This window comes from Delftia lacustris (assembly GCF_040267515.1).
GTDB lineage: Bacteria > Pseudomonadota > Gammaproteobacteria > Burkholderiales > Burkholderiaceae_C > Comamonas > Comamonas tsuruhatensis.
This window is the reverse complement of sequence record NZ_CP141274.1, coordinates 754828-775000: the sequence shown is the minus strand read 5'-3', so window position 1 is coordinate 775000 and position 20173 is coordinate 754828. Positions and strand designations below refer to the sequence as shown.

General features: G+C 66.6%; 22 protein-coding genes (1 of these 22 cut by a window edge). 3 read left to right on the top strand and 19 right to left on the bottom strand.

The window, feature by feature from the left end:
* Positions 1–1783 carry the 3' portion of an ATP-binding cassette domain-containing protein gene (locus tag U6958_RS05040; RefSeq protein WP_074923319.1) on the top strand. 95 nt of this gene lie to the left of the window's left edge, so 1783 of the gene's 1878 nt are visible here — the last part of the coding sequence; its start codon lies beyond the left edge, outside the window; the stop codon is at positions 1781–1783.
* 73 nt (positions 1784–1856) lie between these two features.
* Here U6958_RS05040 and U6958_RS05035 read toward each other — a convergent pair whose 3' ends face one another.
* The 7 genes from U6958_RS05035 to U6958_RS05005 all read right to left on the bottom strand — a co-directional run bounded on the left by U6958_RS05035 (position 1857) and on the right by U6958_RS05005 (position 8405).
* Positions 1857–2990 carry a chemotaxis response regulator protein-glutamate methylesterase gene (locus U6958_RS05035; RefSeq protein ID WP_074923320.1) on the bottom strand — a complete coding sequence of 378 codons (1134 nt, stop codon included), beginning with the start codon at positions 2988–2990 and terminating at the stop codon, positions 1857–1859.
* Between the two features lie 15 nt (positions 2991–3005).
* A complete protein-coding gene (gene cheD / locus U6958_RS05030; RefSeq protein WP_016449335.1) occupies positions 3006–3743 on the bottom strand; it encodes a chemoreceptor glutamine deamidase CheD in 738 nt (245 codons plus the stop codon).
* Between the two features lie 33 nt (positions 3744–3776).
* Positions 3777–4667, bottom strand: coding sequence for a CheR family methyltransferase (locus U6958_RS05025; RefSeq protein WP_016449334.1), 891 nt, complete (start codon positions 4665–4667; stop codon positions 3777–3779).
* Positions 4668–4693: 26 nt separating this feature from the next.
* Positions 4694–5179, bottom strand: coding sequence for a chemotaxis protein CheW (locus U6958_RS05020; RefSeq protein WP_016449333.1), 486 nt, complete (start codon positions 5177–5179; stop codon positions 4694–4696).
* 114 nt (positions 5180–5293) lie between these two features.
* Positions 5294–7504, bottom strand: a complete 2211-nt coding sequence (locus U6958_RS05015) for a chemotaxis protein CheW (protein WP_074923321.1) — start codon at positions 7502–7504, stop codon at positions 5294–5296.
* Positions 7505–7543: 39 nt separating this feature from the next.
* A complete protein-coding gene (locus tag U6958_RS05010) occupies positions 7544–7906 on the bottom strand; it encodes a response regulator (RefSeq protein WP_016449331.1) in 363 nt (120 codons plus the stop codon).
* 52 nt (positions 7907–7958) lie between these two features.
* Positions 7959–8405 (bottom strand): hypothetical protein, encoded by a 447-nt coding sequence (locus U6958_RS05005; RefSeq protein WP_016449330.1) that lies wholly within the window; start codon positions 8403–8405, stop codon positions 7959–7961.
* Between the two features lie 119 nt (positions 8406–8524).
* Here U6958_RS05005 and U6958_RS05000 point away from each other — a divergent pair, with 119 nt between their 5' ends.
* Positions 8525–9673: a response regulator gene (locus U6958_RS05000; RefSeq protein ID WP_016449329.1), complete on the top strand. Its 1149-nt coding sequence runs from the start codon at positions 8525–8527 to the stop codon at positions 9671–9673.
* A 39-nt stretch (positions 9674–9712) separates the two neighbouring features.
* Positions 9713–10342 (top strand): response regulator transcription factor, encoded by a 630-nt coding sequence (locus U6958_RS04995; RefSeq protein ID WP_016449328.1) that lies wholly within the window; start codon positions 9713–9715, stop codon positions 10340–10342.
* A gap of 48 nt (positions 10343–10390) precedes the next feature.
* On the opposite strand, the gene fliR is transcribed toward U6958_RS04995, so the two are convergent.
* From fliR to fliG, 12 genes are all read right to left on the bottom strand, one after another.
* Entirely contained in the window at positions 10391–11161 is a 771-nt protein-coding gene (gene fliR / locus U6958_RS04990) for a flagellar biosynthetic protein FliR (protein ID WP_012202582.1), read from the bottom strand.
* A gap of 29 nt (positions 11162–11190) precedes the next feature.
* The gene (fliQ, locus tag U6958_RS04985) at positions 11191–11460 is read right to left on the bottom strand and encodes a flagellar biosynthesis protein FliQ (protein WP_012202581.1); all 270 of its coding nucleotides are present in this window, start codon (positions 11458–11460) and stop codon (positions 11191–11193) included.
* A 24-nt stretch (positions 11461–11484) separates the two neighbouring features.
* Positions 11485–12270 carry a flagellar type III secretion system pore protein FliP gene (gene fliP / locus U6958_RS04980; RefSeq protein ID WP_074923322.1) on the bottom strand — a complete coding sequence of 262 codons (786 nt, stop codon included), beginning with the start codon at positions 12268–12270 and terminating at the stop codon, positions 11485–11487.
* Positions 12263–12598 carry a flagellar biosynthetic protein FliO gene (locus U6958_RS04975; protein ID WP_012202579.1) on the bottom strand — a complete coding sequence of 112 codons (336 nt, stop codon included), beginning with the start codon at positions 12596–12598 and terminating at the stop codon, positions 12263–12265. The genes fliP and U6958_RS04975 overlap by 8 nt, the downstream gene beginning before the upstream one ends.
* A gap of 10 nt (positions 12599–12608) precedes the next feature.
* Positions 12609–13040: a flagellar motor switch protein FliN gene (gene fliN, locus U6958_RS04970; protein ID WP_074923323.1), complete on the bottom strand. Its 432-nt coding sequence runs from the start codon at positions 13038–13040 to the stop codon at positions 12609–12611.
* Entirely contained in the window at positions 13030–14034 is a 1005-nt protein-coding gene (fliM, locus tag U6958_RS04965) for a flagellar motor switch protein FliM (RefSeq protein ID WP_016449325.1), read from the bottom strand. The genes fliN and fliM overlap by 11 nt, the downstream gene beginning before the upstream one ends.
* Positions 14035–14052: 18 nt before the next feature.
* Positions 14053–14625, bottom strand: coding sequence for a flagellar basal body-associated protein FliL (gene fliL, locus U6958_RS04960; protein WP_016449324.1), 573 nt, complete (start codon positions 14623–14625; stop codon positions 14053–14055).
* Positions 14626–14879: 254 nt separating this feature from the next.
* Positions 14880–16355: a flagellar hook-length control protein FliK gene (locus U6958_RS04955; RefSeq protein WP_074923324.1), complete on the bottom strand. Its 1476-nt coding sequence runs from the start codon at positions 16353–16355 to the stop codon at positions 14880–14882.
* 3 nt (positions 16356–16358) lie between these two features.
* Positions 16359–16823, bottom strand: coding sequence for a flagellar export protein FliJ (gene fliJ, locus U6958_RS04950; RefSeq protein ID WP_016449322.1), 465 nt, complete (start codon positions 16821–16823; stop codon positions 16359–16361).
* A 56-nt stretch (positions 16824–16879) separates the two neighbouring features.
* Positions 16880–18298 (bottom strand): flagellar protein export ATPase FliI, encoded by a 1419-nt coding sequence (gene fliI / locus U6958_RS04945; RefSeq protein ID WP_016454329.1) that lies wholly within the window; start codon positions 18296–18298, stop codon positions 16880–16882.
* A complete protein-coding gene (locus tag U6958_RS04940) occupies positions 18288–19178 on the bottom strand; it encodes a FliH/SctL family protein (RefSeq protein WP_016449320.1) in 891 nt (296 codons plus the stop codon). Before U6958_RS04940 ends, fliI begins: the two co-directional genes overlap by 11 nt.
* Complete coding sequence (gene fliG, locus U6958_RS04935) at positions 19171–20166, bottom strand: flagellar motor switch protein FliG (protein ID WP_012202571.1); 996 nt, start codon at positions 20164–20166, stop codon at positions 19171–19173. Before fliG ends, U6958_RS04940 begins: the two co-directional genes overlap by 8 nt.
* Positions 20167–20173: the final 7 nt, after the last annotated feature.

The window sequence follows — 20173 nt, the reverse complement described above, 5'->3', positions numbered from 1 at the left end:
GGGCCTGATCGGTCGCAACGGCGCAGGGAAGTCCTCTTTGTTGAAGATTCTTGGCGGGCTGGCCAAGGCAGACGACGGGCAGGTCCAGACGCAGTCCGGTATCCGCATTACTTATGTGGCGCAGGAGCCGGTGCTTGTGCCCGAGCAGACAATCTTCGAGTCGGCATCCGCCGGCATAGCCGAGGTGATTGCCGTGCGCGACCGCTACCTGGCTGGCGCCGAGGGCGAGGATCTCGATGCGCTGCAGTCCCAGATCGAGGCCTATGACGCCTGGAACTGGGAGCAGCGCGTGGAGGAGACTCTGCAGCGGCTGCACCTCGATCCCGAAGCCGTGGTGGGCACCCTGTCCGGCGGGATGAAGAAGCGCGTGGCACTGGCCCAGGCCCTGGTGGCGAGACCTGATGTACTGCTGCTGGATGAGCCGACCAACCACCTGGATCTTGACGCCATCGAGTGGCTGGAAGAGTTGCTGCTGAACTTCAAGGGCAGCGTGGTGACCATTACGCACGATCGATCCTTCCTGGACCGGGTTTCCACACGCATCGTGGAGCTGGATCGTGGAACGCTGCGCTCGTATCCCGGCAATTTCGTCCAGTACCAGCAGGCCAAGGAGGATCAGCTGGCCCAGGAGGCCGTGATCAATGCCAAGGCCGACAAGCTGCTGGCCCAGGAAGAGGTCTGGATCCGCAAGGGCGTGGAAGCCCGCCGCACGCGCAGCCAGAGCCGCATCGGCCGGCTTGAGCAGTTGCGGGCCAACCGCGCTGCCCGCCGCGAGGTGCTGGGTGGCGTGAAGATGGACATTGCGTCGGGCCGAGGCGACGGCTACCAGGGCAAGATCGTGGCCGAGCTGACGGATGTGGCCAAGTCCTTTGGCGACAAGAACATCGTCTCCCACTTCACCGCCACCATTTTGCGCGGAGACAAGGTGGGCCTGATCGGACCCAACGGCGCAGGCAAGACGACGCTGCTCAAGATGATTCTGGGCGAACTGGCACCTGACAGCGGCCAGGTGCGGCTGGGGGCGAATCTGCAGGTGGCGTACTTCGACCAGATGCGTCACCAGATCGACATGGATGCCACGCTGGAGGACTTCATCAGCCCCGGCAGCGAGTGGATCGAGATCGGCAGCCAGAAAAAGCACGTGAAGAGCTATCTGTCGGATTTCCTGTTCTCCCCGGCGCGCGCCCATTCCCCCGTTCGCTCGCTGTCTGGCGGGGAGCGCAACCGCCTGCTGCTGGCCCGGCTGTTTGCCCGGCCCGCGAATGTGCTGGTGCTGGACGAGCCGACCAACGATCTCGATATCGAGACGCTGGAAATGCTGGAAGACCTGCTGCAGAACTACGACGGCACCGTTTTTCTGGTCAGCCATGACCGCAGTTTCCTGGACAACGTGGTCACCAGCACCATCGCCTGGGAAGGCCCGGGCCAATGGCGCGAATATGAAGGCGGCGTGCAGGACTGGCTGGACCAGTCCCGCCGCAGCCGCGATCTGGCCGAGGCCGCGCAGCCCAAGCCATCCAAGGAAGAGGCCAAGCCCGTTGCGGCACGCAGCGACGGTAAGCCCAAGCGCAAGCTCAGCTACAAGGAGCAGCGTGAGCTCGATCAGTTGCCCGAAAGCATTGCAGCGCTGGAGGCAGAGCAGAAGTCCATTCGGGAAGCCTTGGCCGATGGTTCGCTGTATGCCAGCGACAATTCCCGCGCCGTTCAGTTGCATCAGCGCGATGGCGAGATCGATGAGCAGCTGATGGAGGCGCTGGAGCGCTGGAGCGCACTGTCGGAGTGAGCTTTCTTCGGACGAAAAAAAAGAGCGCATGGCGCTCTTTTTTCATGGGTGCCGCCAGGACCGGCCGTTGCACTCAAATGCGGTGGTGAACCTGGTCCGAACCTATGCGCAGCTTGCCCAGCAAGGCGGAGGCGATCTGGTTGAGGGGCAGCACCTCGTCGGCCGCACCATGGGCGATGGCCTCGCGCGGCATGCCGAAGACGATGCAGCTGGCTTCGTCCTGCACGAAGTTGTAGCTGCCCGCATCGCGCATTTCACGCATGGCGACCGCGCCATCGGCACCCATGCCGGTGAGCATGATGCCGTAAGCGTTGCGGCCCGCACAGGCCGCCACCGACCTGAAAAGCACCTCGACCGAAGGCTTGTGGCGATTCACGGGCGGGCTGTCATCCACCACGGCGACATAGTTGGCACCGCTGCGCTGCACGGAGAAATGCTTGCCGCCCGGTGCGATGTAGGCGTGGCCGGGCAGCAGCCGCTCGCCCTGCTGTGCTTCCTTCACGGTCATCTGGCACAGGCTGTTGAGCCGGGCCGCGAAGCTGGTGGTGAAGCCCGGCGGCATGTGCTGGGTGATGACGATGGCCGGGCAGTCGGCCGGCAGATGGGTGAGCACTTCACGGATGGCCTCGGTGCCGCCGGTGGAGGCACCGATGGCAATCAGCTTTTCCGTGGACAGCCGCCCCAGCAGCGACGCCGGTGCAGCCTGGCGCGGCGCGCTCATGCCAGCCGAGGCGGAGACCGGCGCCACCGCGCTGCCGGTGGCGGGAGCCGCACTGCGCGGAGCGACCGGCAGGCGCCGGACCTGGGCCACGGCAGCAACGCGGATCTTGTCCACGATCTGCGCGGCCAGCTCCTGCAGGCCGTTGGACACGCCCACGCGCGGCTTGGCCACGAAGTCGATGGCGCCCAGCTCCAGCGCGCGCATGGTGACCTCGGCGCCGCGCTCGGTCAGCGTGGAGATCATGACCACCGGCATGGGGCGCAGCCGCATGAGCCGGCCCAGGAAGTCGATGCCATCCATGCGGGGCATTTCCACATCGAGCGTGATCACGTCGGGATTCATCTCGCGGATCATCTCGCGTGCGATCAGCGGATCGTTGGCCGAGCCGATGCATTCCATGTCGTGCTGGCGATTGATGATCTCGGACAGCAGACTGCGCACCAGCGCAGAGTCGTCCACCACGATCACCCTGATTTTCCTGTCCATTCCTTTGAACCTTCCTCAAAACAGGTCGACCGAGCCGCCTGCCGTATTGCGTGCCACGACGGCTGCATTGCCGCGCGTGAATTCCTGCTGTACCAGCTCCTCCGGATGGGCATGTGCCAGGCGCTTGACCATGGCCTTGCCGCTGGCGGGGAAGAACACCACCTTGCGCGGGTAGATGTCCAGCACATCCTCCGAGACGATGGGGATGCGCTCGGTCTGCAGGTACTGCGTGACGAAGGCGGTATTGCGTTCGCCCACGTTCATGGTGGTGAAGTTGTGCATCACCTGGCCGCCGCCGAAGATCTTGGCCTGCAAAGACTCGCGCCGTGCGCCGAGCTTGAGCATTTCGTTGATCAGCAATTCCATGGCGTACGAGCCGTAGCGGCCCGACGCATCGGCGGAGTCGCCGTCGGGCAGCATGAAATGGTTCATGCCGCCCACGCGCATGGTGCGGTCCCAGATGCAGGCCGAGATGCACGAGCCCAGCACGGTGACCAGGATCACGTCCTCGTTGGAGACGAAGTATTCGCCCGGCAGCACCTTGACGGCGTTGTGCTGGAAATGCGGGTCGTAGTAGAAGAACGACGCCTCGCCGGGGTAGCGCTGCTGGCGCTTGAGCTGCTCCAGCGAGGAGCGCGGCACCGGGTCGCCCGGCGCCGGGTAGTCCGCAGCGGTATAGCTGTTGATGCGCGGCGTGCGGCGGCGCTCCGAAGGCGGCGGGGGCGGAGCGAAGGCGGAGCGGTCTCCGATCATGGGAAGACCCCCTTGTGTGCGGCAGGACCTGCGTCAGCGGCGCTCATAGACCGTCTTCCCCTTGAGCGTGAACAGATCGCGCGAGTCGCTGAAGTTCTCGGCATGTCCGACGAACAGCAGGCCCCCGGGCTTCATGACGCGGTGGATGCGCTCCAGCACGCGGCGCTGCGTGGCCGCATCGAAGTAGATCATCACGTTGCGGCAGAAGACCACGTCGAAGGGATCGCGGAACGGCCAATCGTCACGGATCAGATTGACGTTGAGAAACTCCACCAGGCGGCGCAGCTCGGGCTTGACGCGCACCAGGCCCGCATTGCCGGCCTTGCCCCGCAGGAAGAAGCGGTGCAGGCGCTCGGCGCTCATGCCCTTGATGCTTTCGGCGCGATAGACACCGGCCGACGCCGTGTCCAGCACACGCGAGTCGATGTCGCTGGCCTGCAACTGGAAGCTGGGCGTGGCGCCCAGCACTTCCAGGGCCGTCATGACGATGGAGTAAGGCTCTTCCCCGGTCGAGGCCGCGTTGCACCAGACCTTCCAGGCCGTGCCGGCCGGCTTGCTGCGCAGATGCTGGGCAAAGATCTCGAAATGGTGCTGCTCGCGAAAGAACGCGGTGAGATTGGTGGTCAGCGCGTTCACGAACTCCTGCCACTCCACGCCATCGGACTGGGACTCCAGCCAGTCCAGATAGGTGGCAAAGCTGTCGTAGCCCGTCTCGCGCAGGCGCCGCGACAGGCGGCTGTAGACCATGGCGTGCTTGCCATCGTGCAGGCTGATGCCGGCACGCTGGTAGATCAGCGCCTGCACGCGGGCGAAGTCCCGCGACGACCATTCGAATTCGCGCCCCTGGGCCAGGGGCCCGTTGGCTGCCCCGTCGTCGGCGACGGGGCGCGCGGCCAGTGCCGCATTGGAAGAACCGGATCGCATGAGGGCGCTCAGTGCAAGAACGGGTCTCAGTCGGCCGAAGCGACCAGGCCCATGTCCACGTTGTTCATGAGCTTTTCGATGTCCAGCAGGATGAGCATGCGCTCGCCCACCGAACCCAGGCCCAGGATGCAGCCGCTGTCGATGGCGCTTTCGATGTCCGGCGCGGGGCGCACGGCTTCGGGAGCCAGCTCCATCACGTCGCTGACCGAGTCCACCACGATGCCCACCACGCGGTTGCGCAGGTTCAGGATGATGACGACGGTGAAGCTGTTGTATTCGACCTGGGAGCAGTTGAACTTCAGGCGCATGTCCACGATGGGCACGATGGTGCCGCGCAGATTCACCACGCCCTTGATGAACTCCGGCGCATTGGCGATGCGCGTGGGCGGCTCGTAGCCGCGGATTTCCTGCACCTTCAGAATGTCGATGCCGTATTCCTCCTGGTCCAGGCGGAAGGTCAGGTACTCGCGCGCGCCGGTGGCGACGCCTGCAGTCTTAGCGATCACGCTCATTGCTCAGCTCCTCAACTGTCGGGCCCGCGCCGTGGTGGCGAAAGCCATGGTTTTTGGCGGCGCGCAGGCTCTGCCTGCGGCTCCGTCGTTTGTCGTCAGGTATCCCTGTCCCATTCAGTGGCGCGCGCGGCGCACCAGCGCACCCGTGTCCAGAATCAGCGCCACCGTGCCATCGCCCAGGATGGTGGCGCCCGAAACGTTGGGCACCTTGCGATAGTTCGATTCCAGGTTCTTGACCACCACCTGGTGCTGGCCCAGCAGCTCGTCGACCAGCAGGGCCACGCGGCTGCCGTCGGACTCGACCACCACCATGATGTTGCTGGACTGGCTGGTGTCGCTGCGCGGCACACGGAAGGTCTTTTCCAGCGCGAACACGGGCATGTACTCGTCGCGCACCTTGACCAGTTGCGTGCCGTTGGCCACGGTGTTGACGTCCTCTTCCTTGACCAGGAAGGACTCGACCACCGAGGACAGCGGCAGGATGTAGACCTCGTCGCTGACGCCCACCGACATGCCGTCCATGATGGCCAGGGTCAGCGGCAGGCGAACGGCCACGCGCATGCCCTTGCCCTGGTTGGACTCGATCTCCACCGAGCCGCCCAGCGCCGCGATGTTGCGCTTGACCACGTCCATGCCCACGCCGCGCCCGGACACGTCGGTCACCACATCGGCCGTGGAGAAGCCCGGCGCGAAGATCAGCTGCCAGACGTCCTGATCGGGCATGCTGTCCGAGACATCCATGCCGCGCTCGCGGGCCTTCTTGAGAATCTTCTCGCGGTTCATGCCGCGGCCGTCGTCGCGCACCTCGATGACGATGGAGCCGCCCTGATGGGAGGCTGCCAGCGTCAGCGTGCCATGCTCGGACTTGCCAGCGGCCAGGCGCTCCTCGGGCATTTCGATGCCGTGGTCCACGCTGTTGCGCACCAGATGGGTCAGCGGGTCGGTGATCTTCTCGACCAGGCCCTTGTCCAGTTCGGTGGCTTCGCCCAGAGTGATCAGGTCGATCTTCTTGCCCAGCTTGCCGGCCAGGTCGCGCAGCATGCGCGGGAAGCGGCTGAACACGGTGGACATGGGAATCATGCGGATGGACATCACCGATTCCTGCAGGTCGCGCGTATTGCGGTCCAGATCGGCCAGGCCCGCCAGCAGTTGCTGGTAGGCCGATGCATCCAGCCCGTGGCTGTTTTGCGCCAGCATGGCCTGGGTGATGACCAGCTCGCCCACCAGGTTGATGAGCTGATCGACCTTGGCCACCGACACACGGATGCTGGTCGACTCCATCTGCGCCTGCTGCGCCTGGGCAGCCGTCTTGGCAGCAGGCTTGGCCGCGGCACCGGCCGGCTGGATGGCCAGCGCGCCGTCGGCCTGGGGCATGCCGGGTGCACCGTTGAAGAAGCCGTAGGCCTCTTCGGCGGGCGGAATGGCGGCCGAGGCCAGGGCGGCGTCGGGATCGTGCGCGGCATGCTCTTCGGCGACGGGGGCTTCGGCCACCTGCACCGCTTCGGTTGCAGGAGCGGCCCCGGCCGCCTCATCGGCTGCCGTGATGCGAACCTGCTCCTTGGCCACGTGGAAGGCGAACAGATCGAGCAGGTCGTCGTCGGTGGACGAGGTCTGCACGGCAAAGAGGCGGCTTTGCGGCTGATCGCAGGCCAGGTCCTCGATGCGGCCCAGGCCGGGAATGTCGCGGAACAGTTCCTTGATGGCCTCGGCCATCTCCAGACGCTCCAGCGGACCGATCAGGATGTGCAGCGAACGGCCGCCGCTGGCGGGTGCCGTTCCGACGGCGCCGCCCGATACGGGCGCGGCAGGCGCGGGCGCCTCGACCGGCGCTGCCACGGAAGCAGGCGCAGGCGCAGGCGCCGGTGCGGCGGCCGGGGCGGCTGTTGCAGGCACGGCACTGCGGCCTTCTGCCAGCATCTCGATGCGCGCCACCAGATCCGTGGTGGACAGGGCCTCGCCCTCGTTGCCGGCCTGGTGGCGTGCCAGCAGGCTGCGGCTGGCATCGGCCGACTCCAGCAGCACGTCGACCATTTCCGGAATCGGTGTGATCTCGTGCCGGCGCAGCCGGTCGAGCAGCGACTCCATGCGGTGCGTCAGCTCGGTCACATCGGCAAAGCCGAAGGTGGCCGCGCCGCCCTTGATCGAGTGCGCGCAACGGAAAATGCCGTTGAGCTCCTCGTCGTTGGCCGCCGACAGATCCAGATTCAGCAGCATCTGCTCCATCTGGTCGAGGTTCTCGGCCGCTTCTTCGAAGAAGATTTGATAGAACTGGCTCAGGTCGAAGTCTGCGCCCGCTCCTGCCCCATCCTGGTGTAGATCCGCCATCTTTGGTCCTGCTGTTTCCTGTTGCCCGTACTTATCGGCTCAACGCATTACTTTCTGAATGACTTCGATCAAACGGTTCGGATCGAAGGGCTTGACCAGCCAGCCCGTGGCGCCCGCAGCGCGTCCGGCCTGCTTCATCTGGTCGCTGGATTCGGTGGTGAGAATGAGAATGGGCGTGTTCTGGAACTTCGGGTTTTCGCGCAGCTTGCGCGTCAGGCCGATGCCATCGAGGCGCGGCATGTTCTGGTCGGCCAGCACCAGATCGACTTGTTCGAGCTGGGCCTTTTCGAGCGCATCCACGCCGTCCACGGCCTCCACGACGCGAAATCCCGCTCCTGCGAGGGTGAACGCCACCATCTTTCGCATCGAGGGGGAATCATCAACAGCCAGAATCGATCGCATGTATAGCTCCAACAGACGGGCAATAAAAGGTGGATGGGTGCATGGTCAGCGGTCAGAACAGTTCGACCGAGCCAGCATCCATCTCGCTTTGCGTGACGGGATTGGGCCGGTCGGGTATCGCCGGCAGGCCCAGGGAATCGTCCTCTCCCTCGTCCACACCCATGGTGGCTGCGGCCAACTGGAACGCGCAGCCTTGCAAAATCTTCGTAATATGGGCGATCAGTTGGGAGGACATGTCGTGAAACTGCAACTCGGTCACCGCCAGCCTCAACGTGGACCGGGCGGCATCGAGCTGGGGCAAGGCGGCTAGCGCCTCGCCGGCCAGCTGGCCATGGGTCTCGTCGAAACGGTCCAGCAGGTTCTGCGTTGCGTGATTGAGAAGGCCTTCCAGGCGCTGCAGATCGCGCATCGCCACCAGCAAGGCATCCTGCAGGTCTGCGGCCACCATGACGGGCATGGGGACGGCAGGCTCGCCCGAAGGCTTGTGCATTGACTGCATTGTTACTCCACCACCAGCGTTTCAGCCCAACGTGCGCCGTGCCTTGCAGCACGGCCAACCCTTGTCAATCGTTCACGGGAATGCCGCGCATCCCTTGGTGTACACGACCATTTGCATTTATGTTCCAAAATGTATCTCATGATAGCGCCCCCGGGGATGCCAGACCACCGCACAAGCCCTTGCGCATACTGCACATCGAGGATTCCGCCGCCGACCAGGCGCTGGCGCGGCTGAGCCTGCTGCGCGGCGGGCTGGTCTGCGAGATTGTCGTGGTCGACACGCTCGATGATGCCGCAGCTGCGCTGCACAACCAGGCATTCGACCTCATCCTGGCCGACTACCACCTGCCCGGCTTCACGGCGCTGGATGCCTGGGAGCTGGTTCGCCGCCAGCCCGGGCACCCGCCCTTCGTGCTGCTGTCCGGCGCCATCGGCGAGTCGGCCGCCGTGGATGTGATGCGCGAGGGCATCAGCGACTATCTGCTCAAGGACCACATCACGCGCCTGCCCCATGTGGTCTCGCATGCGCTGGAAGTGCACGAGGCCCGCCTGGCACGCCGGCGCGCGGCGGCCGAGCTGGCGGCGTCCGAGCGGCGCCTGGCCGACCTGACCGAGCACCTGCAGACCTCCACCGAGCGCGAGCGCGCCAGCATCGCCCGCGAGATCCACGATGACATCGGCGGCTCGCTGACCTCGGTGAAGTTCGACGTGGCCTGGATCGCGCGCAATGCGCCCGAGGGCGGGCTGCGCGAGCATGCGCTGGCTGCGCTGGAGATGCTGGAGCACGCGCTGGGCGCCAGCCAGCGCATCATGATGAACCTGCGCCCGCCCGTGCTGGACCAGGGACTGGTGGCCGCCGTCCAGTGGCTGGCCGAGAATTTCGAGCGCCGCACGGGCGTGCCCACCCGTGTGCGCAGCAGCCGCGAAAGCATGGACATCGCGCCCGACATCCAGGTCGTGGCCTACCGCACGGCCCAGGAGGCGCTGACCAACGTCGGCAAATATGCCCAGGCGCGCCATGTGGACATCGATCTCTCGGACCGCGAAGGTTTTCTCACGCTGGAGGTGACGGACGACGGCGTGGGCCTGGCCGACGGCGCCCGCGACAAGCCCGAATCCTTCGGCCTGCGCGGTCTGGGCGAGCGCGCGCGCACCGTTCGGGGCTGGCTGGATGTCAGCAGTCAAGCCGGACGCGGAACCTCGGTCATCGTCTCCATTCCGCTGGACGATGGCGGCGCTTGCCCTAATATCCCGGGCAATGAATGCTGAACGCCATGGCGGCGTGACCCTTTTTCCAGGAGGCCGACTTTGATCCACGTGGTGCTGTGCGACGACCATGCGGTGCTGCGCCGGGGCATCCGCGACACCCTGGCCGAGGCAGTGGACATCAGCGTCACCGCAGAAGCAGGCAGCTATGCCGAGCTGCGTGAACAGCTGCGCACCGCCGCCTGCGACGTGCTGCTGCTGGACATCAACATGCCCGGCCGCAGCGGCCTGGAGGCCCTGGCCAGCGTGCGCGAGACCCATCCGCTGATCAAGGTGCTCATGGTCTCCATGTACCCCGAGGACCAGTACGCGCTGCGCTGCCTCAAGGCGGGCGCCCAGGGATATGCCAACAAGGCGGGCGATCCGATGCTGCTGATCGAAGCCGTGCGCACGGTGGCCACGGGCCGCAAGTACCTGACGTCCGAAGTGGCCCAGATGCTGGCCGACAGCCTGGCCCAGCCCGCACCCCAGGTGCCGCATGAAAGCCTGTCCGAGCGCGAGCTGCAGACGCTGATCAAGATCGCGGCCGGGCAGCGGCTGACCGACATTGCCACCGAGCTGATGCTCAGCCCCAAGACCGTCAGCGTCTACCGGGCGCGCGTGCTGGAAAAACTGCAGATGAGCAGCAACGCCGAACTCACGGCCTACGCCATCCACAACCAGCTGATCTGAGGCTTTTGCGGCCGGCAGAGCGGAAAATCTGTTGTTTTTCACAACTGCTTACATTGAGGTGCCAAACACCGCGATGCCGCGCTGCAGCAAGGCGACCAGGGGCTGCTCGAGCAGCGGCAGCGTGGCCATCAATCCCGTCAGGCCCACGGTGAGCGTGACCGGGAAGCCCACGGCATAGATGTTCATCTGCGGTGCCACGCGCGAAATGATGCCCAGCACCAGGTTCACGAACAGCAGCATGGCGACCATGGGCAGGGCGATCCAGAAGGCGCTGGCAAAGACCGCCGCCCCCATCTCGTGCAGCCGCATCTGGTTGATGGCCTGCAGGAAGCTGCCGTCCACAGGAAACGCCTCGTAACTCTTGAGCACGGCCATCAGCACCAGCAGGTGTCCGTTGATGACGATGAACAGCAGCGTGGAAATCTGGACCATGAAGCGCGCCACGGCGCTGAGCTGGGCATTGGTCGTGGGATCGAAGAAGCTGGCGAAGTTCAGGCCCATCTGCAGGCCGACCACCTCGCCCGCCACCTCCACGGCGGCAAACACCAGGCGCACGGCAAAGCCCACGGCCAGTCCCACGCCGACCTGCTGTATCAGCGTCCCCAGCGCCTGCGGCGAGTTGATGCCGATCACGGGCTGGTCGCCCAGCACGGGCTGCGCGCACACCGCGACCAGGAAGGCCAGGCCGATCTTCAGCCGCATGGGAATGACGCGCTGCGAGAACACGGGAGCCACGGAAAACATGGCCAGCACGCGCAGAAACGGCCAGAGAACTGGCGACAGCCAGGCCACCAGTTGGGCTTCGCTGAAGGTGATCACGGCGGCGTTTCCTGCGCGCGGCGAAGGGCTCAGCCCACCGCCTGCGGAATGGTCTCTATGGTGCGGCGGATGAAATCCACCAGCGTGCTCAGCATCCACGGACCGGCAATGGCAAACACCAGCACGGCGGAGATGAGCTTGGGCACGAAGGCCAGCGTGGCCTCATGCACCTGGGTCACCGCCTGGAAGACACTGACGGCCAGGCCCACGGCCAGCACCACGCCCAGCACGGGCATGGAGATCATGAGCAGCAAGGTCAGTGCCTCGCGGCCGAAGGTGAGCACGTATTGGGAGGTCATGGAAGGATTTCCAATAAAACGGGACTAGACGGCGAAGCTGGCCGCCAGCGATCCGATGAGCAGGTTCCAGCCATCGGCCAGCACGAAGAGCATGAGCTTGAACGGCAGGGCCACCAGCACGGGCGACAGCATCATCATGCCCAGCGACATCAGGATCGAGGACACGACCATGTCGATGACCAGGAAGGGGATGAAGATCATGAAGCCGATCTGGAACGCCGTCTTCAGCTCGCTGGTCACGAAGGCCGGCACCAGCACGCGCAGCGGCGCGGTCTCTGCGGTGACGCCGGCTTCGAGCTTGGCCAGGCGCGCGAACAGCGCAAAGTCCGACTGGCGCGTCTGCTTGAGCATGAAGTCGCGCATGGGCGCCTCGGCCTTTTCAATGGCCTGCTCGAAGGTCGCGGCATTCGTGGTGTAGGGCACATAGGCCTCCTGGTACACGCGGTCCAGGGTGGGTCCCATGACGAACAGCGTCAGGAACAGCGACAGGCCGATGATCACCTGGTTGGGCGGCGCCGACTGCGTGCCCAGCGCCTGGCGCATCAGCGACAGCACGATGACGATGCGGGTGAAGCCCGTCATCATCAAAAGGATGGCCGGCAGGAACGACAGCGCCGTGAAGAACAGCAGGGTCTGGATGGGCACCGAAAAACTGGTGCCACCGCTGCCCTGGCCGATGACCAGCGGCAGGCTGGCGGGCGCGCCCTCCGCCCAGGAGGCCAGGGGCGTGGCGCAGCACAGCACCAGCGCTGCGGCGCCGGCGGCCTGGCTCAGCGTGCGCGCCGGGCGCTTGCAGGAATATTCAGACATTCGCACCGTCCGCAGGCAGGCTGCGCGCTTGCGCCATCGCAGCCGAAAAATCAGCAGGGGCCGGGGCCTGCAGCACATGCAGGCACTGGATGCTTTGCGCCGTGACGCCCAGCACCAGCCGCACGGTCTGCGCGCCCTCGCCCACTTCCACCGTCACCACCCGCTGCTGCGGGCCCACGCCCACGGCGCCCAGCACCCGCGACTGCAGGCCGGCTGCGCCACGCAGCGCAGCCGTGCGCTGCTGAAAGCGGCGCAGCAGCCAGGGCAGAGCAGCCATGGCCGTGACCAGGGCCACGACCGTGAGCAGGGTCGGCCACAGCGGGCCCATGCCGGCGCTCTCAGCCACGGCTGACCCGGCGCAGGCGCTCGGACGGCGTGACCACGTCGGTCAGGCGGATACCGAACTTGTCGTTGACCACCACCACCTCGCCCTGGGCGATCAGGTAGCCGTTGACCAGCACGTCCATGGGCTCGCCGGCCAGTGCGTCGAGTTCGACCACCGAGCCCTGGGCCAGCTGCAGGATGTACTTGATCGGCACCTTGGTGCGGCCCAGTTCCACCGACAGCTGCACCGGGATGTCCAGCACCATGTTGATGTCGTTGACCGGCACGTCGCCGCCACCGGCGTAGGGGCGCACGGGCTCGCCCGACAGCGGGCCGCCCTGTTCCGCCTCCAGCTTGGCGTCGCGCTCGCGCTGCTCGTCCAATGCCTCTGCCCATCCCGAGAACGGATCGTCGCCAGCGGGCTTTTGCGTGTCTTCAGTTGCCATTGTTTTCTCCCATCCAGCCAGCATCGGCACCGCGCAGGCAGTGCTCGACACGGATTGCATACTTGTCGTTGTGAGTGCCGTACTGGCACTCGAAAATCGGAACGCCGCCGATGGAGGCGCGGATCAGCGGCTCGCGGTCGAGTTCGATGAAATCGCCGGGGCGCATGGCCAGCAGCTGCTCCACCGTGGCGTCGGCGCGCGCCAATTCGGCCACCAGGGTCACCTCGGCGGCCTGGATTTCGCGCTTGAGCACCTTGACCCAGCGGCGGTCCACTTCAATGGAGTCGCCCTGCGTGGAGGAGTACAGGACATCACGGATGGGCTCCAGCGTCGCATAGGGCATGCAGATGTGGATGGAGCCCGAGATGTCACCGATCTCCAGCTGGAAGGCCGTGGACACGACGATTTCGCTGGGGGTGGCAATGTTGGCGAACTGCGGCTGCATCTCCGAGCGCTGGTAGCCCAGCTCCAGCGGATAGATGCCGTGCCAGGCCTTCTTGTATTCCTCGCAGATAACGTTGACCAGGCGGTTGATCACGCGCTGCTCGGTGTGCGAGAAATCCCGCCCTTCGATGCGTGTCTGCAGCCGGCCCGTGCCGCCGTACAGCGTGTCGATGACGCCGAACACCAGCGAGGGATCGCAGACCACCAGGCCGCTGCCGCGCAGCGGGCGGATGGCGACGATGTTGAAGTTGGTGGGCACCACCAGCTCGCGCAGGAAGGCGCTGTAGCGCTGCACCGACACCGTGCCCACCGACACCTCGGGGCTGCGGCGGATGAAGTTGAACAGGCCGATGCGGAAGTTGCGGGCAAAGCGCTCGTTGACGATCTCCATCGTCGGCATGCGCCCGCGCACGATGCGCTCCTGGCTGGAGATGTCGTACTGGCGGATGATGCCCGCCTCGACCTCCTCGGTCGTGGATTTCTGGCTCTCGCCGGTCACGCCCTCCAAAAGGGCATCGACTTCTTCCTGGGAGAGAAACGAATCGCTCATGGCGCCTTGCCTCCCCGGTTACTGGATGATGAAGCTGGAGAACAGCACGCGGCGCACGGGGTTCTTGCCAGGGGAGCGGCGGCGCTCGCCATCTTCGTCCTCTGCATCCTCGTCGCGGCTGCGCTTCTTGGCCTTGGCCTGGTTGCCGTAGCCCAGCGGTGCGGACACTTCGTTGAGCACGTCGGCAGCCAGGCGTTCCTTGCCGTCGCGCTCCAGCAACTCCTCGGCCGTGCGCTGGGACACCAGCATCAGGATGCCGTTGCGGATGCTGGGCAGGTACTGCTTGACCGTAGTGGCCGTCTTCTCGTCGGCCAGCTCCAGCGTGATGCCGATCTGCACGAAGCGGTCGCCGCCCGGGTCGGACAGATTGACCACCAGGCTGTCCAGCGGCAGGAAGGTGGGAACCGTGACGGCCGCCTTGCTGGAGCCGCCCTCCTCCTCATCGGCATTGCTGTGCCGCTTGGACAGCAGGATGAAGGCAGCGGCCGCGCCTATGGCCAGGACGGCGATGATGACGATCAGCACGATCAGCTTCTTGCCCTTGGCCGGGGCGGGAGCTGCATTGTTGGCGGCATTGGGTGTGGCAGACACTGGAATTCCTCTGGGTGAGCGGGACCGCCACGCGCTCGCGCATCATGCGCGGCGCCATGACGCAGCAGGCCCATGGCAGGAATTATTCGGCGATTGGACCTCGGGCCATGGCCTGAATAAGCGCATGAAACCCCGGTTTCTCGCTGGCTTGATGGCCCCCAAACGCCACAGGCCGGGCAGCTTGTCGCCACCCGACCTGTTCTGAAAACCCGGAAAACGGCGCATGCGCCGCCCCGCAAGAAGCGCAGGAAGAATCAGACGAACAGATCCACCCCGCCTGCCGCCGCGCGGCCACCAACCTGTGCGGCGCCACTGCCGCCCGTGACGCCGGCGGCATCGACCATGGCGCTCACGCGGCCCTGGCGCGCCTGGGCATCCGCGCCCTGGCGACCCCCCGCCTCGCCATTGCCGGACTGGCCACCCGCGTCCACGCTGACGCCGGCCAGTTGCAGGCCCTGGGCCTGCAGCAGCTCGCGCAGCTGGTCGGCACCGTTGCCCAGCCATTCGCGCGCCTGGGATTCGCTGGCGCCAAAGCGCACATGGGCCTCGTTGCCCTGCAGGCTGACCTGCACCTGGATGGCCTTGCCCTCATGCTCGACAGACAGCGAGGCGTTCTGGCTCTTGTTGTGCACCCAGAAGGCCACCTGCTCGGACACCTGCTGCTCGCGCTCGGTGGAGTTGCCCGGCTGTGCCTGGGCATCGGGCTGGGCCAAGGCTGCGCCATTGTGTCCGGCGGCCTGCTGTCCCAGGGACTGGCCGGCGTGGGCCGCGCCCACGGCGGCTGCAACCCCATGCAATCCGTTGGCGGCAGACTCTGCGGAGCCGGTGCCACCTTCGCGGGCCCGCTCGAACAGGCCGCGCCATTCCGCGGGCCGCACCGCCGCCATGCCGTTGAGCGCAATGCCCGACGCCAGGGCCGCGTCCTGCCGTACGCCGGGCGCCAGCGCCTGGGGTGTGTGCTCATGCGTGGCCTGGGCTGCAGATGCCGTGCGCGCTGCGGCGGCCGTCAGCGCCGTATCGGACTGCACGGCGGCCAGCACATCGGCCGCCTGTGTCTGTGCCTGGGCGCCCTGGCGCGCAGCGGTATCGGCGGGCGTGCCGGCTGCAGCGGCATCCACTGCGCCAGCCAGCGCCGCCGTGTTGGCGTTCGCGGCCAGCGCCGCGCCTGCGGCATCGCCCGCTGCAGGTTGCGGCGCCATGAAGGCGGCATGCGCCACCACGCCCTGCTCCTGGCGCAAGGCCAGCATGGCGGCACTGCCCCGGCCAGACAACCAGTCGCCCGCCACGCCCTGCAGCATGTCGCGGTCGCCCTTGCCATCGAGGTGGGCGGTCTGCCCGACCAGGCTGAGCCAGGGCGCCTGGCCGTTGGCGGCCAGCAGCATGGCATCGGCCTGCGCGGAAGTGGCCATATCGGCCGTCTCCGCCTGGGGCTGCAGCGGCAATTGCGTCTGCAGCAGCCCCTGCGCCAGGCCGGACAGGTCAGCCGGATCCTTCAGGCTGCCCTGAATTGCACCCTTGAGGTTGGCCAGTGCGCCGGCCCCCTCATCGCCGAGGACCTGGCCCAGGTCCGGCAGTCCGCCAATGCCATCCATGGCGGCCAGCAGCGAGGAAAAGCCTGCGGCCTGCTCATTGGACGGCGGCTGCGCCGCGCGCGCGGAACGCACGCCCTCCATGGTGCGCTGCATGGCGCTGCGCGCGTCGGCGCGCTGTTCGATCTGGTTGGTGGACATGCGTCAAGCCTCCTGGAATGTCAGCCCGAAGCTGCGGCGGAAAAACTGGATGGCCGCACGTTCGTCGGTTTCCTTTTGCTCGCGGCGCATCTGGCCCAGCGCCAGGTCGCGGCGGCGCACCTCGACCACCTTGCGCAGGCTGCTGACCCGCAGCTCGCAGGCCATCAAGGCCTTTTGCGCGGCCTCCAGGCGGATGGCCAGGTCGGCCAGCACCCGTGTCTGCAGGCCGATGGCGTGCTGCAGGCGGTCCATGAACTGGTATTGGTGGAACATGACTTCGGGCTGCACGGACTGGTTCTGCTGCACGCCCCAGCGTGCCTGCATTTCCTGCACGTAGTGCTGCAGCTGGTCCATCTGCGCCTGCGCCGCCTGCTGCGAGCGCTGACGCTCCTGCACCGCCTGGCGCGCCTCGTCACGCTTGCGCGACGCGGCATCGATGGCCACCATCAAGGCATTCAAGGACGACATACCGGGTTTTCCTCCCTGTGTTCGCTGTTGCGTTATCTCAGTGCCGCGTCACCGCATCACTGACCACCGAGCGCGGCGGCCATGCCCGAGATGCTCTCGTCCATGGAAGCCGACTCGAACATGCTTTGCTGCAGAAAGGCCGCCATGGCCGGCTGCAGCCGTATCGCCTCGTCCATCTGCGGGTCCGAGCCCGCCATGTAGGCGCCGACCTGGACCAGGTCCCGGCCCTTCTGGTAGCGCGAATAGACAGCGCGAAAGCGCCGCGCCAGCTCGAAGTGCTCGCGCGAGACCACGTTGTGCATCACGCGCGAGGCCGATTGCTCGATGTCGATGGCCGGGTAGTGGCCCGACTCGGCCAGCGCCCGCGACAGCACGACGTGGCCGTCCAGAATGGCGCGTGCCGCATCGGCGATCGGGTCCTGCTGGTCGTCGCCCTCGGACAGCACGGTGTAGAAGGCCGTGATCGATCCCACGCCGTTGAGGCCGTTGCCGCTGCGCTCGACCAGGGCCGGCAGCTTGGCAAAACACGACGGCGGATAGCCCTTGGTGGCCGGTGGCTCGCCAATGGCCAGCGCGATCTCGCGCTGGGCCATGGCATAGCGCGTCAGCGAATCCATGAGCAGCAGCACATGCTGGCCCTTGTCGCGGAAATGCTCGGCAATGGCCGTGGCGTAGGCGGCACCCTGCATGCGCAGCAGCGGCGGCGCATCGGCCGGCGCGGCCACCACCACGGCGCGGCTGCGGTCCTGTGCGCCGAGGATGTCCTCGACGAATTCCTTGACCTCCCGGCCGCGTTCACCGATCAGGCCGACGACGATCACGTCCGCCTGGGTGTAGCGCGCCATCATGCCCAGCAGCACGGACTTGCCCACGCCCGAGCCTGCGAACAGGCCCAGCCGCTGGCCCCGGCCCACGGTGAGCAGGGCGTTGAGCGAGCGCACGCCGGTGTCCAGCGTCTCGCGCACCGGGTCGCGGTCCATGGCGTTGATGGGGTTGCGGTCCAGCAGATCGGCCGTGACGTCGGCCAGCGGCCCGCCATGGTCCAGCGGCTGCCCCTGCGAATCCACGACACGGCCCAGCAGGCCGCTGCCGATGGGCAGGCGCAGCACGCCGGCCGCCATGGACACGGGCTCTTCGGGACCGTCGCCAAAGCGCAGCGGGGCGACAAAGGGTTCGGCCGGCGTCACGATGGCGCCGCTGGACAGCCCCTGGATGTCGCCCGCAGGCATCAGGAACGCACGCTCGCCGGCAAAGCCGACGACTTCGGCCAGCACCGGGTCCTGGCCCTGCTGGCGTATCCAGCACTGCGAGCCCACCGGCACCTGCAGGCCCGTAGCCTCCAGCACCAGGCCGGTCAGGCGCGTGAGCGTGCCGTGGGTTTCCAGCGGAATGTCGCTGTGCAGGCGGGCGCGGGCATTGGACAGCAGCTGCTGCCAGGGCTTGCCTGCATCGGCCAGGGAGGCATCAACCGGCATCGCGCTCTCCGTCATACCAGGTGGAGACCAGGCCCAGCGCGGCCACGGCGCGGCGCCAGCGCTTGTCCATGCCGGCATCGACCTGGGCGCCGCCCGATTCCACGCGCACATCGCCCTGGGCCACGCCAGCGTCGCTGATCCACTGCACCTTGGACTGGGCGCCATGCTCGGCGCGCAGCGCCTCGTCCAGCACGGCGAAGTCGGCAGGGTTCAGGCGCACGGTGGCGGCGCGGCCGTCGGAGGCCAGCATGTCCAGCGCCTCGCGCACCACGGGCAGCAGGGCCTGGGGCTGGCTGCGCAGCTCCTGGCGGACCACCTGGCGCGCGATGTCGCAGGCCAGGTTCAGCAATTCCTGCGCCGCATCCGCCTGCAGCTGCTTGAAGCCGGCGTCCAGGCCGGACAGCAGCGCGTCCACGCGCTGCGCCGTCTCTCGGCCCGTGCCGGAGACATAGTCATCCATGTGCTGCTGCCACTGCTGCCGGGCTTCCTGGCGGCCTTGCTCCAGGCCCTCGGCATGGCCTTCGGCGCGTGCCTGCTCCAGCAATTCATGCAGCCGCTCCTCGTCCACGGCGGGGGTGGATGCCGCCGTGCCTGGCGCGTCGGCGTCGACATCCAGCACCATGGAATCGGCGTCCAGCCGGGGCGCATCGGAGCGCCCGGGCAGCGACAGGCTGTGGAAGCCGGACGAGGAAGCGGGTGTGCGCGCCATGCCGGCGCCACCGGGTGCAGCCTGTGCATCGGGGGCGCCCTGAATGTTCGGCAGGCCGGGCAGGCTTTGCAGGCCGCCCATGTGGTCCACGGCACCAAAGCGCCACTGCACCACCTGGCGCTCGTCAATCTCCTCGGAGGGAATGAAGCGCGAGTTCATCCCACTAGACATAGCTGTCCTCCGCGCCGCTGCCGATGGTGATCTGGCCTTCTTCGGCCAGACGGCGCACCACCTTCAGGATTTCCTTTTGCTGCGCTTCCACTTCGGACAGGCGCATCGGGCCGCGGCCTTCCAGGTCCTCGCGCAGCGACTCGGCCGCACGCATGGACATGTTGGCCAGGATCTTGTCGCGCACTTCCATCGAACCGCCCTTGAGCGCGATGATCAGCGTCTCGGACACCACTTCGCGCAGCACCAGCTGCACCGAGCGGTCGTCCAGTTTGACCAGGTCGTCGAACACGAACATCTTGTCCATGATCTTCTGGGCCAGGTCCGGGTCGTAGTTGCGGATGGTGTCCAGCACGGCCACGTCGGCATTGCCGCCGAGGTTGTTGATCATCTCGGCCGCCGTCTTGACGCCGCCCAGCGAGGTCTTGCGGATCTTGTCGCCGCCGGCCAGCACCTGGAACAGCACTTCGTTGAGGTCCTTGAGCGCGGTCGGCTGAATGCCTTCCAGCGTGGCCACGCGCAGCATGACTTCGCTGCGAAAGCGTTCGGGCAGCTGCATCAGCACGGCAGCAGCCTGCTCGTGCTCCAGGTGCACCAGGATGGCAGCCACGATCTGCGGATGCTCGCCGCGCAGCAGTTCGGCCACCGACAGCGGGTCCATCCATTTCAGGCTTTCGATGCCGGAGACATCGCCGCCCTGCAGGATGCGGTCGATCAGCAGCGCGGCCTTGTCGTCGCCCAGGGCGCGCTTGAGCACCGAGCGCACATAGCCGCTGGCGTCGTCCACCAGCAGGCTTTGCGCGGCCGCGTCATCGGCAAAGCGGTTGATGACGAAGTCCACCTTCTCGCGCGAGACGCCGCGCATGTGCGCAATGGTCTCGCCGAGCTTTTGCACTTCCTTGGGTGTGAGGTGCTTGAACACCTCGGCCGCTTCCTCCTCGCCCAGGGAGACCAGCAAGATGGCGGCGTCGTTCAGGCCTCGTTCGTCCATATCTCAG

What these genes read in the sequence shown, in the direction of transcription:
- fliG (WP_012202571.1), bottom strand. Translation starts at nt 20,166, where the DNA reads ATGGACGAACGAGGCCTGAACGACGCCGCCATCTTGCTGGTCTCCCTG.
- U6958_RS04975 (WP_012202579.1), bottom strand. Translation starts at nt 12,598, where the DNA reads ATGGGCCCGCTGTGGCCGACCCTGCTCACGGTCGTGGCCCTGGTCACG.
- U6958_RS05020 (WP_016449333.1), bottom strand. Translation starts at nt 5,179, where the DNA reads ATGAGCGTGATCGCTAAGACTGCAGGCGTCGCCACCGGCGCGCGCGAG.
- U6958_RS05035 (WP_074923320.1), bottom strand. Translation starts at nt 2,990, where the DNA reads ATGGACAGGAAAATCAGGGTGATCGTGGTGGACGACTCTGCGCTGGTG.
- fliI (WP_016454329.1), bottom strand. Translation starts at nt 18,298, where the DNA reads ATGCCGGTTGATGCCTCCCTGGCCGATGCAGGCAAGCCCTGGCAGCAG.
- U6958_RS05010 (WP_016449331.1), bottom strand. Translation starts at nt 7,906, where the DNA reads ATGCGATCGATTCTGGCTGTTGATGATTCCCCCTCGATGCGAAAGATG.
- U6958_RS05025 (WP_016449334.1), bottom strand. Translation starts at nt 4,667, where the DNA reads ATGCGATCCGGTTCTTCCAATGCGGCACTGGCCGCGCGCCCCGTCGCC.
- fliN (WP_074923323.1), bottom strand. Translation starts at nt 13,040, where the DNA reads ATGGCAACTGAAGACACGCAAAAGCCCGCTGGCGACGATCCGTTCTCG.
- fliQ (WP_012202581.1), bottom strand. Translation starts at nt 11,460, where the DNA reads ATGACCTCCCAATACGTGCTCACCTTCGGCCGCGAGGCACTGACCTTG.
- U6958_RS05015 (WP_074923321.1), bottom strand. Translation starts at nt 7,504, where the DNA reads ATGGCGGATCTACACCAGGATGGGGCAGGAGCGGGCGCAGACTTCGAC.
- U6958_RS05000 (WP_016449329.1), top strand. Translation starts at nt 8,525, where the DNA reads ATGTTCCAAAATGTATCTCATGATAGCGCCCCCGGGGATGCCAGACCA.
- U6958_RS04955 (WP_074923324.1), bottom strand. Translation starts at nt 16,355, where the DNA reads ATGTCCACCAACCAGATCGAACAGCGCGCCGACGCGCGCAGCGCCATG.
- fliP (WP_074923322.1), bottom strand. Translation starts at nt 12,270, where the DNA reads ATGTCTGAATATTCCTGCAAGCGCCCGGCGCGCACGCTGAGCCAGGCC.
- cheD (WP_016449335.1), bottom strand. Translation starts at nt 3,743, where the DNA reads ATGATCGGAGACCGCTCCGCCTTCGCTCCGCCCCCGCCGCCTTCGGAG.
- fliJ (WP_016449322.1), bottom strand. Translation starts at nt 16,823, where the DNA reads ATGTCGTCCTTGAATGCCTTGATGGTGGCCATCGATGCCGCGTCGCGC.
- U6958_RS05005 (WP_016449330.1), bottom strand. Translation starts at nt 8,405, where the DNA reads ATGCAGTCAATGCACAAGCCTTCGGGCGAGCCTGCCGTCCCCATGCCC.
- U6958_RS04940 (WP_016449320.1), bottom strand. Translation starts at nt 19,178, where the DNA reads ATGTCTAGTGGGATGAACTCGCGCTTCATTCCCTCCGAGGAGATTGAC.
- fliM (WP_016449325.1), bottom strand. Translation starts at nt 14,034, where the DNA reads ATGAGCGATTCGTTTCTCTCCCAGGAAGAAGTCGATGCCCTTTTGGAG.